This is a genomic window from Erythrobacter sp. (assembly GCF_036351135.1).
Taxonomy (GTDB): domain Bacteria; phylum Pseudomonadota; class Alphaproteobacteria; order Sphingomonadales; family Sphingomonadaceae; genus Erythrobacter.
The window spans coordinates 71,658-88,374 of sequence record NZ_JAZBON010000026.1 but is presented as its reverse complement, the minus strand read 5'-3'; the positions used below and the strand labels follow the sequence as shown (position 1 = coordinate 88,374).

Below are 16,717 nucleotides of genomic sequence, written 5' to 3'. Positions count from 1 at the left end.
AGCTGCGCGCTATTCCGCCGGCGCCAGTTGCGGATCGTCCGCGGGCATGGCCGCGCGCGCGACCCGGCGGCGGGGGCGGAACAGCTTGCCGAGCCGCTTCGACAGCTTGGCGAAGACCGCTTCGAGCGCGCCGATCGCCTGGCCGCCCGGAACATGGGCGACCCGGTAATACATCCACGCGATCAGCGCCGCGAAGACCAGGAACGGCCCCCACAGTGCGATGATCGGATCGATCCGCCCGAGCGTTGCGATGTCCTCTCCGTATTGGTTGATCTTGTGATAGGCGACCACCATCACGATCGAGACGAAGACGCCCAGCGCGCTGGTCGATCGCTTGGGCGGGATGGCGAGCGCGACTGCGAGCAGCGGCAGGAAGGCCATCATGACCACTTCGACCAGCCGGTAGTTGAAGGTCGCCTGCGTCGCATCGCGTTCGGCCTCGGTCGACGAGCGGTCGGCCCAGCCGATGCGCAGGAGTTCGGGCAGGATATATTCCTTGCTGCCTTCGCCGCGCGCGCGGAACGCCTCGATCGCGGGTAGATCGATCGGCAGATCGTGGCGGGAAAAGGAGAGCACGCGCGGGGTGGCGCTGCCCGTATCCTGGACGATGGTCCCCTCGGTCAGCCGTAGAATGATCGTATCGGGATCGTCGGTCGTCGCCATGAAGGTGCCTTCGCGCGCGCTGATCGAGAGGACCTGGTCCTCCTCGTTCGCGAGCCGGGCGAAGATGCCCTGCAGGCGCTGGCCGTCATCCTCGCTCGCCTCGATCCTAAGCGCCATGCGATCGGCCAGCGTGGTGAATTCGCCCACCTTGATCGACGCGCCGAGCGCGCCCGAACGCAGCTCGTATTCCATCTGTTCGTAATAATAGCGGCTGACCGGCTGAATGTAGAAGACGAGCGCGACATTCACCGCCATCAGCACGACAGTGATGGCGTAAGGGACGCGCAGCAGCCGCCAATAGGACAGGCCCACCGCGCGCATCGTATCGAGTTCGGAAGAGGTGGCGAGCTTGCGGAAAGCGAGGAGGATGCCGAGCATCAGGCCGAGCGGGATCGCAAGGCTCGCATATTCGGGGATCAGCGCGCCGAGCATCTTGAAGACGACGCCGATCGGCCCGCCCTCGACCGCGACGAAATCGAACAGGCGCAGCATCTTGTCGAGCAGCAATAACGAGGCGGCGAGCGCGAAGACGCCGAGCATCGGCACGATGACGAGCCGAAAGATATAGCGATCGATACTGGGCAGGAAGTTCAGCACGTTGCGTTCCGTGTGGTCGGGGCGGTCGATCGCGAAAGCGGGGGACTTCGGCGGACCTGTCGATCCCTAGCGCGCTTTTGCGGCCCCGTCATGCCCCCAGTCATTCGGAAGCACCACAACGGCGCGTCGCCGCCCTACCAGAATCGGCTGCCGGGAATGCCCTTGAACGGGCCGGCTTCGTATTGGCTGATCCAGCCGCCGTAAAAGCCGCCGGGCTGCGGAGCTATTTCCTCGCCATCGACGAGGCAGCGATCGAGCGGATCGGGATAGAAGGCGAGGTGATCGCGGATGCCTGCGAAGGCGGGGGTGGGGTCGGGATAGGACCAGGCCGCCGCCTCGATCCGCTCATCGCCCACGACGATATCGAAATAGCGCGCCTGTCCCTTCCATTCGCAGATCGTGCGGCGGCCATTTGGCTCCAGATGCTCCATCGCGATATCGGCTGGTGGAATGTAATAGGTCGGCGGGTGGCTCGTCTCGAGCGTGCGCCAGGCATTCGCGCTGTCGACGAGTTCGACGCCGCGATGCACGATCTGGATGCGCCGCTCGGTCGGTTCGCAGATTGCGGGGCGGGGATAGTCCCACACGCTTTCCTGCCCGGGACCGGGCGGATCGGGCTTGGGATGATGGGCCTGCCGGTTCACGCCTTTTCGAGCGTGCATTGCAGCGGGTGCTGGTTCTGCCGCGCGAAGTCCATGACCTGGTTCACCTTGGTCTCGGCAACCTCGTAGGGAAAGATGCCGCACACGCCCACGCCCTTCTGATGGACGTGAAGCATAACGCGGGTCGCCTGTTCGAGATTCATGCCGAAGAAGCGCTTGAGCACCATGACGACGAACTCCATCGGCGTGTAATCGTCGTTCAGCATTAACACTTTGTACTGGCTGGGCTTTTTGGGCTTGGTACGTGTCTTGGTGGCGACGCCGACCTGGCCGTCGCCCTCGTCGACATCGTCTCCGCCAGCATCGCCGTCTCCGGGCTTGCCGGGATCGCCCGCGGCTGCGCGCAGGCACGTGTCCGCGTAGGGGGCGCGAGTGGAGGTGGAGCGTGAAACCATTGAGGCACCATTATGGGGAAGGTTTGCCGCTTCGCAAGCGCCGAGCGCGCCGCAACATGGAGCGAACGCTGTGAGCAGTCCGTCGTGGACCACTCGTCGCCGGTGGCAAGGCGGGAGGACCATGTGAGAATAAAGAAGGCCGGACGAACCTCGTAAGGTTCATCCGGCCTTCGATGCGCGTGTCGCGCGCTTTCTTGAACCGGGTTTGAGGAGAGAGAGGAGAGACCCGGTCCAGAAAATCGGTATTGGGTCGCAGTTACGCGGCCTTCGAGACCTTCTCGGCGGCGACGCTCATGCGGTTCGAGATCGGCGCGAAGGCATCGTTGTAGAGCTTAAGGATGGTCTCGGTGCGCTGCGAGCCGAACGAGACGGCAGCGTCGAAATTGCGACGAGCCAGCTCGCCCTGCAGCTGGAACAGCTCGGTCGGCGACTTGACGGCGGCCATCTTCTTGGCGTCTTCGGTAACGGTTTCGACCATCGACTTGCCGGTTTCGACGTCCGACTTCACGATTTCCTGCGTGCCGGCGACGAGGATCTTGCCGCTCTCGACGAAGGCTTCGAGATTGGCCTTGTTGAATTCCCCGGCATCGGCCGCGAGTTCGCTCGCTTTCTCGTAAGCGCCCTTCATGCGCGTCTGCATGTCGGCGGCCATTTCCTTCGCCTGGGCGGGGATGTCGGTTGTCTTCGCATTTGCCATGATCGTTTCCTTGAGTTTGCTGATGGGGTTGGTCTTGGTTTCGGACTGCGCGGGGCGGGTGGCGGTGCCATTCGCGCCAGCCTTTTTCGCCGAAGTTGCGGTCTTGCGCTTCGCGGCGCCGGTCTTCTTCGGTGCCGTCTTGCGCGCGCTGCTGGTCCGCGCCGCGCGGGTCTTCGCGACAGTCTTGCGCGTGGACTTCTTGACGGGCGCCTTTTTCGCCGGAGCAGCTTTCTTTTCAGGGGCTGCAACAGCCTCGGCTACTTCCTTCACGTCCGGCGCGGGCGTCGCCTTGCCATCGTCGATCGCATCGGCAACGTTCTCGGCGACGTTACGCTCGCTGGCAGACTTCTTCGCGGCCGCTTCGGCATAGGCCTTTTCGGCGGCAGCATCGATCTTCGATTGGTTCGGGGCGTCAGCCATCTTTTCCTCGCAGTCCAACATACGTTTGTTGCACTGCACAAAATAGGCATTTAGTTCGCTGCGTCAAGCGGTTTTTGTGCAGCGCACAAATAAGCGCACGGCATTGAAAGGAGGTCGTCTTTCGGCCGTGCCGCTTTCTCCGAAGCGCGCGCCCTACCGCGTTTTCACATAACGCCCCGGAGCGTCTTCGATCACCTCGTCGCCGCGTCCGCCGGGCTTGCGCTTGCCGGTGGCCGGCACCTTTTCCGGCGCCTGTCCGCCAAGCCATTCGAGCCAGTGCGGCCACCAGCTGCCCGGGTGTTCGCGCGCGCCCGCGATAAACGCGTCGAGCGTCTCCGCCTCGGCATCGCCCAACCAGTACTGGTATTTCCCGGCATCGGGATGGTTGACCACGCCCGCAATATGGCCCGATCCGGCAAGAACGAATTCTATCGGTCCGGCGAAATGATCAGTGATCCGCCATACGCTCTGTGCCGGTGCGATATGGTCCTCGCGACCCGCCTGGACGTAGCTGGGCGTTGTAACCTTGGTGAGGTCGATCGGCGTCCCGTCCGCTTCGAGCGCGCCGGGTTCGACCAGCTTGTTGTCGCGGTAGAGATCGCGCAGATAATCGTTGTGCCACCGGGCGGGAAGGTTGGTCACGTCCCCGTTCCAATGCAGCAGGTCGAAGGCGGGATAGTCCTCGCCCAGCAGGTAGTTGTTGACGACGTAGTTCCAGATCAGGTCCTTGCCGCGCAGCGCGTTGAAGGTCGCGGCGAGATAGCGTCCATCGAGATAGCCCTGCGGCGACAGTTGCCCGATCAGATCGAGCGAATTGTCGTCGATGAAATGCTTGAGATCGCCGCTGCGTTCGAAATCGACCTGTGCGGTGAAGAAGGTCGCGCTCTTGACCTTGTCCGCTTCACCCCGCTCGGCGAGGATCGCGAGCGTTGCGGCGAGCGTCGTGCCGGCAACGCAATAGCCGATCGCGTGCACGTGATCGACGTCCAGCCGTTCGCGCACATGATCGACCGCCTCGATCTGCGCGCGGATATAGTCGTCCCAGACAATCTCGCCCATATCCTCGTCGGCCGATTTCCAGCTGACGACGAAGACGCTGATCCCCTGGTCGACCGCCCATTTGATGAAGCTCTTCTGCGGCGTCAGATCGAGGATGTAGAACCGGTTGATCCAGGGCGGGAAGATTACCAGCGGGACCTTGTAAACCTCCTTGGTCGAAGGAGTGTATTGCACGAGCTGATAGAGCGGCGTCTCGGCCACCACCTTGCCCGGCGTCGCCGCGAGGTTTTCGCCCAGAACGAAGGCATCGGGATCGGTGTGGGTCAGCTGCCCGCGCCCCAGATCCGCGATCAGGTGGCGCATGCCGTGCACGAGGTTCTGCCCCTTGGTCTCCATCGTCCGCTTGAGCACCACCGGATTGGTGAGCAGGAAATTGCCCGGGCTCATGGCCTCGCTGAGCGCATCGATGGCGAATTTGAGCTGTTTCTTCTTCTCGCCGTCGAGCCCGTCCATCGCGCCCACCGCATTGCGGAAATAGTCGGTCAGCATGAGATAGGTCTGATGCAACAGGGCGAAGGCGGGATATTGCCGCCAGGCGGGATCGGCGAAGCGACGATCCGACCGCGGCAGACTGTCGGCGGGCGCTTCGCCCTCGACCTTCATCCCGGTCGACTGCTCGGCGAACTGGGAAAAAACGCTTTGCCACAGTTGCATCGTGTCGCCTGCGAGCCGGGTTTGCGCCTCCATAAGGCCGCCGGGCATATTCTTCATCATGCTTTGCGAGAATAGCAGCCACTGCGCCGGATCGAGCGTGGCCGCGCCCTCCATCGCCTGAGTCGTCGTCTTTTCCGCCTGGCTGCCGAGGAAGGTCAGCCACATCTGCTGGAGCTCCTGCCCAGCCTTGGCCCATTGCGCCATGTCCGCCGCATTCATGCCCTGGGACAGCAGTGCTCCGAAGTCCGCGTTGGCGCCGCCGGGCATCGCCTCGCCCGCATTCGCGCTCGGAGTGCCGGCCATGCCCGAGGCGAACAGCGAGCGCATGACCTCGCCCTGCATGTCGAACATCGCGGTGAGTGCGGTCAGCGGGTTCGCGTCGCTCGCCTGGTTCTGCTTGTCGGCCATCGTGCTTCCTTCTCGCGTGACATGAACCGGCATCCCCTGCCCGGCGTTTCATGCCAGTCTACGCAGCGACATGGCGCTTTGCCAATCGCTTTGCGCGCCGACACACACGGCCGCGGCAAAGCCGCGCCTTCCCTAATCGGGCAACAACGCTACGATGGGCCTCGCGCGCATGGTAAAAGTCGCGAGAGGGGCCGCGCGCCGCTGTCCCCGCTTCGCCGGACGCAAGAGCTATGGACGAACCCTTCTACCGCATGAAGCGCCTGCCACCTTACGTGATCGCGGAGGTCAACGCGATGCGGCACGCGGCGCGCCAGTCGGGACAGGACATCATCGATCTGGGCATGGGCAATCCCGATCAGCCCCCGCCGCCGCATGTGATCGAGAAATTGTGCGAGGTCGCGGCCAAGCCCGACGCGCACGGTTATTCGCAATCACGCGGCATTCCCGGCCTCCGCCGAGCGCAGGCCGATTACTACGCGCGGCGCTTCGGCGTCGATCTCGATCCCGAAACCGAAGTCGTCGTGACCATGGGATCGAAGGAGGGACTCGGCAGCCTTGCCAACGCCATCACTGCGCCCGGCGACGTCGTGCTCGCGCCCAATCCGTCCTATCCGATCCATACGTTCGGCTTTATCATCGCCGGGGCGACCATCCGTTCGATCCCGACGACGCCCGACGAGGATTATTGGCGCTCGCTCGAAAGTGCAATGAACTTCACCGTGCCGCGACCCAGCGTGCTGGTGGTGAGCTATCCCAGCAATCCGACCGCCGAAACCGTCGATCTCGCCTTTTACGAGCGGCTCGTCGCCTGGGCGCGCGACAATAAGGTGTGGGTGCTGTCCGACCTTGCCTATTCCGAGCTCTATTACGGGGACGAACCGACGCCCTCGATCATGCAGGTCGAGGGTGCCAAGGAAATCGCGGTCGAGTTCACGAGCATGAGCAAGACTTATTCCATGGCCGGCTGGCGCATGGGCTTTGCGGTCGGCAACAGGCGGCTGATCGCGGCGCTGACGCGCGTCAAATCCTACCTCGATTATGGCGCCTTTACCCCGATCCAGGCGGCAGCCTGCGCCGCGCTCAACGGGCCGCAGGATATCGTTGCAAGCAACCGTGCGCTTTATCGCAAGCGGCGCGACGTGTTGGTCGAGGCATTCGGCCGCGCCGGCTGGGAAATCCCGTCGCCGCCCGCCTCGATGTTCGCCTGGGCGCCATTGCCGCCCGCGCTGCGATCGATGGGCAGCCTCGAATTTTCCAAACAATTGTTAACTCAAGCGCAGGTCGCGGTCGCGCCCGGAGTAGGCTATGGCGAAGAAGGCGAAGGATTTGTCCGCATCGCCATGGTGGAAAACGAGCAGAGGCTGCGCCAGGCCGCGCGCAATGTGAAGCGTTATCTTGCCACACTAGGCGTGCATACGGATGCGGCCTGAAAGTGTGAATCGGTGGGCAGGAAGGCACCGCGAAGCTGTCTTGCACCGCGGAACAATACATAGAATGTTAGATTGATTCGGGGTGAAGGACCGGGCGCCAAACAGGAGGAAATGATGTCAGCGCAGGCAGCGCGGCGCCTTACGGAGCGTCAGCGCGCAGTCATGGAACGGATAGATCGCCGCGCACCGATCAAAGTCATCGCGCAGGAACTCGGCGTGTCCGAAACGCGCATCAATCAGCATATCCGCGCGCTGAAGGACATCTACGAGGCGGAGAACCTGGCCGATCTGGTCGCCTGTTTCCGCAAGGACACGAAACAATCACAGCCAAACGTGCCGGCTGAGGAACTCGCGACACCCGAACACTCCTCGCCCGCCCGCCCGTCATCGGACTTTAGCGAACCTGCATACACAAAAACGCAGGTCGCCGCCGGAGCGGCATTCAGCGAGGAAAGCGGGGAAGACGACCCGGGCGAACTCGTGATGAGCGACGTTCTCTCGATGGAGCAACAGGCGCCCTGGCTGCGACCTGGAGAGCCCAGGGTCGTCCCCCGGGTGCTCGACGGCGAACACGCTGTCTGGTTCCGCCTCGCCGCGATCGTCGGGATCGCGTTCGGCTTTTTGGCCGCAGTCGTCCTTACGGTGACCGCGGCGATGACGATCAGCGAGGCGCTGGATGGACGCGCGACCGTCCCGGTTGACGAGAAAGGCTTCTCCTGACGGGCCGGGCGAAGCGTGGAGACTCTTCATGACCGATCGCATGCTTACCGACGCCCAAAACCTCAAGAAACTGATCCGCGAAGCCGAAGCGCTGGCCGACGAATCGCTGATCGCCTGTTCGCGCCTCAAGCAGGCCATGCTCGCCGCGCGCCAGAATCCCGGCGTCGAGGTCCATACCGGACAGGCCGCCATCATGCGTCTCACCCAGGCCGAGAGCCAGGCGGTGGCGATGTCGACCAACCTGCTGCGCGTCCACGACGAACTCAGCAAAATTGCGCGCGAGAAGATGGCGGGTGATCATATCCCAACCGAAATTCCGAAGCAGGCCATCAATTCAGAGGCCGAGCTTGGTGAGCGCGAGCAGATCGAAGTCTGACCTCGTCCGTAAGATGCTGGAAATTCTTGCCTCCGACCTTCGCCCGTTTGCACAAGATGTGCTGGTTGCGATCGTATGCATCTGCGCTCTTGTGTGGGGCGGAGGTCCGGAGCGTGCGGTTGCGCTCGTCTGGTTAACCATCTTCGAACTCGGCAACCTGATCTACCAAGGCATCGCGAGCCAAGGGTATCAGGTTTTTGAGGTCGACTTTTGGCTTGCGACAACTGATCTGATTGCCGGCGCCGCTTTCATCATCGTCGCTCTGTGGGCCAATCGCAATTACACGCTCTTCATCGCGGCGATGCAGCTTCTCGCCATGACTGCGCATCTCGCGCGTGGGCTGGTAGAAGCCATTCTGCCTATCGCCTACGCCTTCATGGTGGCGACACCTGGCTGGTTTCAACTGCTTTTCCTCGGTGGAGGTCTCGCGCGACACATCCTGCGCAAGCGTCGCCATGGGGACTACCGCGACTGGCGCGTGGGGCGTTGGAACCACCAGTGGCTCGATCCGCGTCTGACGCCGGCGACTCTTTTTCATTGGCCGGGCGCGAGCAAGGCGCTGTCCTCGCAGGACCGGATCGAATGATCGATACAGCCACTCGCAACCGGCAACCGATCGGCGATATTACGACGACGCGTTCGGATCGCGGGATCGTCGACTTCCTGCGGGCCATGGTGCTCACCCCGCCGCATGGGGCGGAGCGTTTCCATGTCCTCTTCCTCGACGATCAGCGCGGCTATCGCGGCGATGCCGCGATGGGGCAGGGCGGTCCGGGGCAGCTTTCGGTCCGCATGCGCGCGATCTTTCGCGGTGCCCTGTCGCTCGATGCGCGCGGCATCATCGTCGCGCACAACCACCCCTCGGGCTATTGCCGTCCAAGCGCTTTCGACATTGCCGCATCGCGCAGGCTCAAGGCGGTCGCCCGCTCGCTCGATATCGAACTTCTCGATCACCTGATATTTACCCACGACGCGGCCTATTCGATGCGCGCCGGAGGATCGCTGTGAACTCCGAAATGATCGATCGGCTGTTTCCCGGCACCGACGCGGTAGAGCCCCGCTTTCGGCAGGCAGGCGAGATCACGCTCGACCGTGCGGTGGGAGACGGCCGGGCGGACGACCATTGGTTCGGCTTCAAACCGGTCGAATTTGCGCTGCTGTGGTGTCTTTCGGGCGAACCAGGTCGGCGAATGGGCCGCCCGCAGCTCGCCGCCGCGCTCGCGCAGCGCGTTGGCGATGCGAAGGTCGCCGAGATGGATGCCCTCGCCGAGAACATCCGCGCGAAACTTGCCGCGCGCGAACTGTCCGGCGTGCTTGTCGACCTACGCGATGGCGGTTTCCGGCTGTACGTGCCCGCCGAGCCCGGTACGTACTTTCAGCGGGGCGATTGACGCTCGCGCGGCGCCGCTACCGCTTAGGCCGCGGCGGACAGCGCGCTGGACTTGCGGTGGAGGTTGCGTCACTTTCCCCGCAATCCGTCACCGACAGTCGCGCCTCGAGGACCCCTCCGATGACCCAAAGCCAAACCACCGCACCCTCCCGCGAAGCAGACGCCGCCACCGGTGAACGACGCTCGGACGAGCGTGTCGCCGTCTCGCTGGGCGATGATGGCGTCGCGCAGGTTCGCCTCATGCGCGGTGACAAGATGAACGCGCTCGATCCGGCCATGTTCGATGCGATCACCGAGGCCGGCGAGAAACTCGCCACTACCAAAGGCGTGCGCGCCGTCGTCCTGTCGGGCGAAGGGCGCGCCTTTTGCGCCGGGCTCGACACTGCGAGCTTTGCACAGGAGCCCGATCCCGATGCCCCCGGCCTGAGCCATCGCACGCATGGCAACGCCAACCGACCGCAGCAGGCGGCGATGGTCTGGCGCAAGCTGCCGGTGCCGGTGATCGCCGCGCTGCACGGCGTGTGTTTCGGCGGCGGCCTGCAAATCGCGAGCGGCGCGGATATCCGCATCGCCCACCCAGAGACGCGCATGGCGATCATGGAGCTGAAGTGGGGGCTGGTGCCGGACATGGGCGGCTACGCGCTGTGGCGCGGATTGGTGCGCGACGACCTCCTGCGCGAGCTTGTCTACACCAACCGCGAATTCACCGGCAGCGAGGCGGAGCGGTTCGGCCTGGTCACCCATTGCGACGCGGACCCGCATGCGCGTGCGACCGCGCTGGCCGCCGAGATCGCCAATCGCAATCCGCACGCGATCCGCGCGGCCAAGCGGCTTCATGCTTGCATGCAGGACGGCGACACCGACGCGATATTGCAGGAGGAAAGCGTCGAACAGGACGCCATCATGCGTACCCCGAACCAGATCGAGGCGGTCATGGCCGCAATGGCGAAACGCAAGCCCGATTTCGGCGACGTTTAAGATCCGCGCCGAACCGCCCGCCGGTCAGTCGCGGGCAGCCTCCATCAGCCGAATACCGCGACGCATTGCAAACCGTCGAGCACCTGCCGCCCGTCCGCGTCCCACATCCGCAGCCGCTCTGACGAATAGCCGCTATCTGCATGCTGGCTCGCATTCTCGGCGAGATACCATCCGTGTGCCGATTGCGACGCGGGATCGAGCAGGTTGAACGACCAGTTGATCGAGCTGATCGGCCCCATCCGCTGCATGATCCGCATCGCGCCGGGCGGCATGACGTCGCCCATCAGGATGAGCTTGCTGACCGGATCGAGCCCGTGGTCCTCGGTCAGCCGCGCCCAGCGCCGGATGGTCGCCCCATGATCGCCATCGCGCGTTTGTCCGTATCGGATTTCGAAATTGTTGCGGATGAAGGACGGCGCCTCCTCCTTCATGGCGACTTCGGCCTGGCTGGGCGGGCCGGGCCAATCATCGGGCCGCCGGGCCGGTTCGACACCATTGGGATCGCGCTCGTCCGCGAACAGCCATAAGGCTGTGAGAGCGGTGCCATTCTCGGTGTGGATTTCGCTGCGAACCTGCGTCACATTGCGCCCCTGCCGCACGATTTGCGCCGAAACTTCGATCTCCTCGCTCACCGGCGCGATGAAGCCGATCTGGGCCGCGCGTAGGACCGGCAGGTCCGGGAACGCGCGCCGCGCCGCGGTGTAGGCGACGAGCGCGGAGGCGCCGCCATAAAGCGTGCGACCCTGCATCCAGTCCTGCGCGCGTTCGAGGCGGACGGGGCCGGGCTTGCCGGTGATGGGCGCAAGTAGGCTGGCAATGGTCATGCGCGCCCTGTTGCCCGCTCCCGCCCCCGCGGTCCAGATTGACGTTGCGTTAGGTTGCCGGCTCGTCCCCTCGCGCGTTCGAAGCCGCGCTTGGAATGTTTGGGGCGACAAAGCCGGATTGCCTTTGCGTCGCCGAATCGCTAGTGCGCCGCTTCCGCTCCCCTCGTGAGGGGATCGGCTCGGCCCGATGGCGGAGTGGTTACGCAGAGGACTGCAAATCCTTGCACGCCGGTTCGATTCCGGCTCGGGCCTCCACCACCGGCATCACGCCGGGCGCAAAGGAACTGGTAGGCCGCTTTAGCTCAGTTGGTAGAGCACATCATTCGTAATGATGGGGTCACGTGTTCGAGTCACGTAAGCGGCACCAGAGCTTCTTCCAAAATCGTCGCGAAGCCGCCGCCTTTCTCTTCGCCAGTCAGCGGCGGATACAGCTTGAGGCGCGGCGTTCTCCTGCCGAGGGCAATGCCGATCGTGACGACCCAGGCCGTTCGGCTCCGACGATATCGGTAGACGATACTGGCTCGTAGCGTTAACTCGCGAACTACCCCCATGCCGAAGATCGCTTTCACGAACCGCTCCCCGAGCGACCGCGGAGAAAACGCGCGGCATGTGATCGGTTCGTCCTATTGGCCGCCAACAGAAGATCGGACGTGTTAGATCGATCTACAACGAAGACCGGCGACCTACCGAGGCAATCCAGGACGACAAGCCCTCAACCGCGCACAGTGATTGCGGTTTATCGTACGCTGTTGGAACTGATTCTACCGGCCCGGCGCATCAAGTTCTTTATCCTGATCTGTTTCCTGATCGTGGCCGTGGTGTTCGATCTGGTGGGCGTGGCCGCCATCCTCCCTTTCTTGAGTGTCCTGGTCGATCCCGCCAGCGCAACGAGCGGCCTTACGGGCGAGATCTACGATTTTTTCGGATTCACAAGCACCGGGTCGTTCGTCATTGCGTTGGGAGTGGCGGTGTTCGCGCTCGTTGCCGCAAGCGTAACTGCGCGCGCCGCCGTCTATTACATCACCACCCGGTTCGCTCGTTATACCCAGCAGCAATTGGCGCGGGATCTGCTCGCGCGCCACCTGGCGCAGGATTACGCCTTCTATCTCGATCGCAACTCCGCCGAGATCGGGAAGAGCTTGCTCGCCGAAGCATTTTACGTTGTCGAGAATGCAATCTCGCCCGCCCTTAGGCTGATCGCCAACGCGGCCGTCATGGTCGCGCTGTTCGCTCTGCTGCTCGTGATAGAGCCGCTGGCGGTGCTGGTCGGCATCGGCTTCATGGGCCTGTCGGTCGCCCTTATCTACGGTGCGATCGGACCGTTTCTCGACCGTGCGGGGGCGGCCCGGCTGGAGGCTTCCGAAGAGCGATTTCAGGTCACCGCCGAGACGCTGGGCGGGATCAAGGAAATCAAGCTGCGTGGCTTGGAACATGCCGCGCTCGAGCGGTTTCGCGTACCCTCGAACCGGCTCGTAGACCATCAGGCGCGTGTCAGCATGCTGTCGAACCTTCCGCATTATCTGATCGAGGGCCTGTGCTTTGGCAGCATGATTGCATTCGTGCTCTACCTTCTCGTCGTTCGCGGCGACGGCGCAATCGAAGCGGCATTGCCGACGATCGGGCTGTTCGCTTTTGCCGGGATCAAACTCATCCCGGTCGCGAAGGAGGTTTATACAGACGCCTCGCTGCTGCGCGCGAATACGCCGGTATTGGAGAGCTTGCGGCGCGAGCTTGCGGGGCGCGAATATCCGGTGCCGAACCGCGTCAAGCCCCTCGGTCTTGCGCAAGCGATCGAATTGGAGGGCATTACCTACCAGTATGGCGGTGCTCCCGGCAATCTGTTCGATGACCTCTCGCTGCGTATCGAAGCGGGCTCGCGGATCGGCATCGTCGGGACGACAGGGGCGGGCAAGACAACGCTGATCGACATCATTCTGGGCCTGCTGCTCCCCGATAACGGTCGCATCGTCGTCGATGGCGTGCCGATCACGACGGCCAACCGGCGCGCATGGCAGCGCTCGATCGGTTACGTTCCGCAATCGACCTACTTGTCCGACAACACCATCGCGGCAAATATTGCGTTCGGCAGCCCGCCGAGCGAGATCGACCGAGTTGCCGTGGAGAAAGCGTCGCGGATCGCCGGGCTGCACGACTTCGTGATGAGCTTGGAGCATGGCTATGACAGTCCAATCGGGGAGGCCGGCGTGCGCTTGTCCGGCGGGCAGCGCCAACGCATCGGTATCGCCCGCGCCCTGTATCCCGATCCCGACCTTATCGTGCTCGACGAAGCTACCAATGCGCTCGATACCGTTACCGAACGCGCGGTGATCGATGCGATCGAACAGATGGGAGACAGCAAGACGCTGCTTATCGTCACTCACCGTCTCAGCACGGTGGAACGCTGCGATAGGATCTTCGTGCTCCGCAATGGTCAGATCGAGGCTTCTGGCACCTATGCGGCGCTGCAGCGGGAAAGCGAGACGTTCGATCGGCTGGTTCGGGCCGGATAGTGCAGCGGCGAGCGATTTATCCGCGCATCGGTAAGCGCCGTGAGTGTGTTGCGTACAGCGCAGATCCTACGCCGCCAGGATGCGCCACCTTTGGGCATCCAGAGCCGTGACCGGCAATGCCTCGATCAATGCCGCGCGATCATATGCATCGTTCGCGGTGAGTCAGGGGCGCCTCGGGTTCACCCGCCGCGTGGTTACCACCATTGCCGTGCTCCTCGCGCTCGATGCCGGCTTCCTGCTCATTCATTGTCTCGGCGTGCTGATGCATCATGGCGCGATCGGCCCGTCGCAGCCGCAGGCCCTTTCGAGCTGGCGCATCGATCGCGACGGCAGCTGGTCGGAATATTACGAATACGCCAAGACGGCGCTGATCGCGGCACTGGCGCTCGTCTGCGCACATTATCGCGGCCTTCGTTCGTTCGGGCCGATCGCCCTTACCGCGATCCTTCTCCTGCTCGATAACAGCCTCGAGATGCACGAGCGCTCCAAAGCGATCATCATGCCGGCGACCGGCCTTTCGAAGGGCCTGGCCGAATTCGCCTATATTGCGATTGTGGGCTTCGTGGTCGTCGCGTGGCTCGGCTTTGCGGCACTCAGGGCGGCTCCCGGCGATCGCGTAGTGGTGGCGCTTTTCATCGCGATGTTGGCGATCCTGGGCGGGTTCGGGGGCGGTGTCGACCTGTTGCATACTGCACTCGGCTCGACGTCACGCAAACTCGATCTCATACTCGCATTCGTCGAGGATGGCGGGGAACTGGTTACGTTGTCGCTGGGCTGCGCGCTGTTGGCCGCTGCGGCTGCCGGTCGCGCGGCGCAAGGTCGCGAATGCTGATATCGGTTTTGTCATCCGGGTTCGACCCGGCATGAGCTGTCGCCTCAGCATCATTCTCGCTGCGCAGAACGAGGAGGCTTACATCGCCGAGGCGCTGGGGTCGGTCCTTGCGCAGGCTCACACAGGAACAGAGATCGTGTTCGTCGATGACGGATCGAAGGACGATACCTGGGGGATCGTAGATGGACTTGCAGGCGATCTCCCTGAGGGGGTAAAGCTGCGCCGCGTGCGGCACGATGCGAACCGGGGTCTGGCCCGCGCGCGAAACAGGGCCATTGCCATGGCGCAAGGCGAGCACGTCATGTTCATGGACGCCGACGATGCGTTCGAGCCCGGGACTCTTGCCAGCTTGCTCGCCCAGCTCGATCGCGGTGACGACGTTCGCCTCGTCTTTCCGCGATACCGCTGGGTGGGAGGCGACGGATCGTCCCTTTCGAAGATGAGCCCGGTCCCGAGCGGCGCAATCACCGCCGAGCAGCTTTTGTTCGACAACCCGATACATTCCGACAGCGGTGTGACGATGCGCCGTCAGGATTTTCTTTCCATCGGCGGCTTCGACGAAGAAATGACCGGCTATATCGGCGGGGATGCTTGGTTACGCTTCGCATTGCATTACGGTTCGGGTGCAATCGCTTCGACGCCGGAGGCCATAGTGCGATACCGCCGCCATGATCGGCAAACCACAGCGAACTGGCAGCGGATGGACCAAAATTGGGGCATCCTTGCGGGCAAACTCGAACGCGATCATCCTGAATTCTATGCAACTTTCGGTCCACGAGCAAAGGCGCGGCATCGCCTGTTCTGTGCGCACCTTGCCTATGGCGGAGGCGAGGATCGCATCGCCCGCCGTTTTTTGTGGCAGGCGCTGCGCGGCGATCCCGCTATGCTGGTGTCGCGCAAGGACGCTCGCCTCCTCGCAGCGTCGTGCCTCGCGGCGTTCCTGCCGGCGAGCCTGCTGGCTTACCTGCGATCGCACCCCGGTCCGCGATAGGCAGGACCGCGTCGATCAAACCAATTCGCACGGCCCTCTAACTCGCTGGGACATAATCACTACAATCCGCCAGTCTTCCTGCCCGATCAGGCGAACTGCAAGTCCGGCCCGACAGGAACGATCTGTGTCGGATTGATGCTCGTGTGGCTTTGATAATAATGCCGTTTGGCGTGATCCATGTGGATCGTATCCGCGATTTCGTCGCGCGCGGCGAGGTCCAGCATGTAGCGATGCAGGTTCGGCAGGTCCGCGATACGTTTGCGGTTGCATTTGAAATGGCCGTAATAGACCGCATCGAACCGCAGCAGAGTGGTGAGCAGGCGGACATCCGCTTCGGTCAGCTGTTTGCCGACGAGATAATCCTTCCCCTCCAGCCGCGCTTCGAGCCAGTGCAGCGTATCGAATAGCGGTTCGACCGCATCCTCGTATGCTTCCTGCGTGGTGGCGAAGCCGCTTTTGTAGACGCCGTTGTTGACGTTCTCGTAGACGCGCTCGTTCACCTCGTCGATTTCGTCTCGAAGCGTTTCGGGATACAGATCGATATCCCTCGCGCCGAGATCGGTGAAGGCCGTGTTGAAAATGCGGATGATTTCCGAGCTTTCGTTGTTCACGATCCGGCGTTCTTTCTTGTCCCACAGAACGGGGACCGTGGCCTTGCCAGACACGTCGGGATCCGCAATCTGGTAGAGTTCGTGGATCGTGCTCGCATTCTCGTTTGGGTCGGACACGACCCCGGGCCCTTCGTCGAACGTCCATCCTCTCTCGCGCATGAGCCAATGGGTGACCGATACCGGAACGAACGCCTCAATGCCCTTCAGCCGCCTTGTGATGAGCGTGCGATGAGCCCAGGGACAGGCATAGGAAACGTAAAGGTGGAACCGGTCCTTTTGCGCCTTCGCCGCGTCCTGTCCGCTGGGACCGGGCGAACCGTCCGGCGTGATCCAGTCGCGGAATTCGGATGTGGTGCGGTGGAACGAACCGTCTTCGTCGGCGAAGCCATCGTCGCCCGCGAGCCACTCACCATTCTTCAGATAACCGCCCATCTAGACGTCCTTCGTTCGAGCGAAAAACATGGGGATGGAGTGCGAGAGCCTGCTCTTTGTTCCCAATC

At 63.1% G+C, this 16,717-nt stretch carries 18 protein-coding genes and 2 tRNA genes; 12 read left to right on the top strand and 8 right to left on the bottom strand.

From position 1 onward, the window contains the following. Positions 1-9: 9 nt before the first annotated feature. From V2I30_RS08685 to V2I30_RS08665, 5 genes are all read right to left on the bottom strand, one after another. Entirely contained in the window at positions 10-1,257 is a 1,248-nt protein-coding gene (locus tag V2I30_RS08685) for an LptF/LptG family permease (protein ID WP_330661925.1), read from the bottom strand. Positions 1,258-1,394: 137 nt separating this feature from the next. Continuing rightward, positions 1,395-1,904 (bottom strand): DUF427 domain-containing protein, encoded by a 510-nt coding sequence (locus tag V2I30_RS08680; RefSeq protein ID WP_330661741.1) that lies wholly within the window; start codon positions 1,902-1,904, stop codon positions 1,395-1,397. Then, on the bottom strand, positions 1,901-2,317 hold the full coding sequence (gene clpS / locus V2I30_RS08675) for an ATP-dependent Clp protease adapter ClpS (RefSeq protein WP_330661740.1): 417 nt from the start codon (positions 2,315-2,317) through the stop codon (positions 1,901-1,903). The genes V2I30_RS08680 and clpS overlap by 4 nt, the downstream gene beginning before the upstream one ends. 256 nt (positions 2,318-2,573) lie before the next feature. Next, positions 2,574-3,434: a phasin family protein gene (gene phaP / locus V2I30_RS08670; protein WP_330661738.1), complete on the bottom strand. Its 861-nt coding sequence runs from the start codon at positions 3,432-3,434 to the stop codon at positions 2,574-2,576. Between the two features lie 153 nt (positions 3,435-3,587). Further along, entirely contained in the window at positions 3,588-5,555 is a 1,968-nt protein-coding gene (locus V2I30_RS08665) for a PHA/PHB synthase family protein (RefSeq protein WP_330661736.1), read from the bottom strand. Positions 5,556-5,785: 230 nt separating this feature from the next. Between V2I30_RS08665 and V2I30_RS08660 the strand changes: the two genes are divergently transcribed. From V2I30_RS08660 to V2I30_RS08630, 7 genes are all read left to right on the top strand, one after another. Then, positions 5,786-6,985 (top strand): LL-diaminopimelate aminotransferase, encoded by a 1,200-nt coding sequence (locus V2I30_RS08660; RefSeq protein WP_330661735.1) that lies wholly within the window; start codon positions 5,786-5,788, stop codon positions 6,983-6,985. Positions 6,986-7,099: 114 nt separating this feature from the next. Then, positions 7,100-7,705 (top strand): hypothetical protein, encoded by a 606-nt coding sequence (locus V2I30_RS08655; protein WP_330661734.1) that lies wholly within the window; start codon positions 7,100-7,102, stop codon positions 7,703-7,705. A gap of 28 nt (positions 7,706-7,733) precedes the next feature. Beyond that, positions 7,734-8,081 (top strand): hypothetical protein, encoded by a 348-nt coding sequence (locus V2I30_RS08650; protein ID WP_330661733.1) that lies wholly within the window; start codon positions 7,734-7,736, stop codon positions 8,079-8,081. Between the two features lie 13 nt (positions 8,082-8,094). Then, entirely contained in the window at positions 8,095-8,667 is a 573-nt protein-coding gene (locus V2I30_RS08645) for a hypothetical protein (RefSeq protein ID WP_330661732.1), read from the top strand. Further along, on the top strand, positions 8,664-9,089 hold the full coding sequence (locus V2I30_RS08640) for a JAB domain-containing protein (protein WP_330661731.1): 426 nt from the start codon (positions 8,664-8,666) through the stop codon (positions 9,087-9,089). Before V2I30_RS08645 ends, V2I30_RS08640 begins: the two co-directional genes overlap by 4 nt. Further along, complete coding sequence (locus V2I30_RS08635) at positions 9,086-9,472, top strand: hypothetical protein (protein ID WP_330661730.1); 387 nt, start codon at positions 9,086-9,088, stop codon at positions 9,470-9,472. Before V2I30_RS08640 ends, V2I30_RS08635 begins: the two co-directional genes overlap by 4 nt. 239 nt (positions 9,473-9,711) lie before the next feature. After that, positions 9,712-10,449, top strand: a complete 738-nt coding sequence (locus V2I30_RS08630; protein ID WP_442896921.1) for a crotonase/enoyl-CoA hydratase family protein — start codon at positions 9,712-9,714, stop codon at positions 10,447-10,449. Positions 10,450-10,493: 44 nt separating this feature from the next. On the opposite strand, the gene V2I30_RS08625 is transcribed toward V2I30_RS08630, so the two are convergent. Then, a complete protein-coding gene (locus tag V2I30_RS08625; RefSeq protein WP_330661728.1) occupies positions 10,494-11,273 on the bottom strand; it encodes an acyl-CoA thioesterase in 780 nt (259 codons plus the stop codon). Positions 11,274-11,454: 181 nt separating this feature from the next. Here V2I30_RS08625 and V2I30_RS08620 point away from each other — a divergent pair. Both V2I30_RS08620 and V2I30_RS08615 read left to right on the top strand, forming a co-directional pair. Then, positions 11,455-11,528, top strand: a tRNA-Cys gene (locus V2I30_RS08620). Between the two features lie 36 nt (positions 11,529-11,564). Continuing rightward, positions 11,565-11,640: transfer RNA gene (locus V2I30_RS08615), tRNA-Thr, on the top strand. Here V2I30_RS08615 and V2I30_RS08610 read toward each other — a convergent pair. Beyond that, a complete protein-coding gene (locus V2I30_RS08610; protein WP_330661727.1) occupies positions 11,624-11,842 on the bottom strand; it encodes a hypothetical protein in 219 nt (72 codons plus the stop codon). The genes V2I30_RS08615 and V2I30_RS08610 overlap by 17 nt on opposite strands. A 180-nt stretch (positions 11,843-12,022) precedes the next feature. Between V2I30_RS08610 and V2I30_RS08605 the strand changes: the two genes are divergently transcribed. The 3 genes from V2I30_RS08605 to V2I30_RS08595 all read left to right on the top strand — a co-directional run bounded on the left by V2I30_RS08605 (position 12,023) and on the right by V2I30_RS08595 (position 15,606). Next, entirely contained in the window at positions 12,023-13,783 is a 1,761-nt protein-coding gene (locus V2I30_RS08605) for an ABC transporter ATP-binding protein (protein ID WP_330661726.1), read from the top strand. 106 nt (positions 13,784-13,889) lie between these two features. Beyond that, positions 13,890-14,615 (top strand): hypothetical protein, encoded by a 726-nt coding sequence (locus V2I30_RS08600; RefSeq protein WP_330661724.1) that lies wholly within the window; start codon positions 13,890-13,892, stop codon positions 14,613-14,615. A gap of 31 nt (positions 14,616-14,646) precedes the next feature. Continuing rightward, entirely contained in the window at positions 14,647-15,606 is a 960-nt protein-coding gene (locus V2I30_RS08595; protein WP_330661723.1) for a glycosyltransferase family 2 protein, read from the top strand. An 86-nt stretch (positions 15,607-15,692) separates the two neighbouring features. Here the strand turns inward: V2I30_RS08595 and V2I30_RS08590 are convergent, their stop codons facing one another. Beyond that, on the bottom strand, positions 15,693-16,649 hold the full coding sequence (locus V2I30_RS08590) for a glutathione S-transferase family protein (protein WP_330661722.1): 957 nt from the start codon (positions 16,647-16,649) through the stop codon (positions 15,693-15,695). Positions 16,650-16,717: the final 68 nt, after the last annotated feature.

What these genes read in the sequence shown, in the direction of transcription:
- clpS (WP_330661740.1), bottom strand. Translation starts at nt 2,317, where the DNA reads ATGGTTTCACGCTCCACCTCCACTCGCGCCCCCTACGCGGACACGTGC.
- phaP (WP_330661738.1), bottom strand. Translation starts at nt 3,434, where the DNA reads ATGGCTGACGCCCCGAACCAATCGAAGATCGATGCTGCCGCCGAAAAG.
- V2I30_RS08665 (WP_330661736.1), bottom strand. Translation starts at nt 5,555, where the DNA reads ATGGCCGACAAGCAGAACCAGGCGAGCGACGCGAACCCGCTGACCGCA.
- V2I30_RS08660 (WP_330661735.1), top strand. Translation starts at nt 5,786, where the DNA reads ATGGACGAACCCTTCTACCGCATGAAGCGCCTGCCACCTTACGTGATC.
- V2I30_RS08655 (WP_330661734.1), top strand. Translation starts at nt 7,100, where the DNA reads ATGTCAGCGCAGGCAGCGCGGCGCCTTACGGAGCGTCAGCGCGCAGTC.
- V2I30_RS08650 (WP_330661733.1), top strand. Translation starts at nt 7,734, where the DNA reads ATGACCGATCGCATGCTTACCGACGCCCAAAACCTCAAGAAACTGATC.
- V2I30_RS08645 (WP_330661732.1), top strand. Translation starts at nt 8,095, where the DNA reads ATGCTGGAAATTCTTGCCTCCGACCTTCGCCCGTTTGCACAAGATGTG.
- V2I30_RS08640 (WP_330661731.1), top strand. Translation starts at nt 8,664, where the DNA reads ATGATCGATACAGCCACTCGCAACCGGCAACCGATCGGCGATATTACG.
- V2I30_RS08630 (WP_442896921.1), top strand. Translation starts at nt 9,712, where the DNA reads ATGCGCGGTGACAAGATGAACGCGCTCGATCCGGCCATGTTCGATGCG.
- V2I30_RS08625 (WP_330661728.1), bottom strand. Translation starts at nt 11,273, where the DNA reads ATGACCATTGCCAGCCTACTTGCGCCCATCACCGGCAAGCCCGGCCCC.
- V2I30_RS08595 (WP_330661723.1), top strand. Translation starts at nt 14,647, where the DNA reads ATGAGCTGTCGCCTCAGCATCATTCTCGCTGCGCAGAACGAGGAGGCT.
- V2I30_RS08590 (WP_330661722.1), bottom strand. Translation starts at nt 16,649, where the DNA reads ATGGGCGGTTATCTGAAGAATGGTGAGTGGCTCGCGGGCGACGATGGC.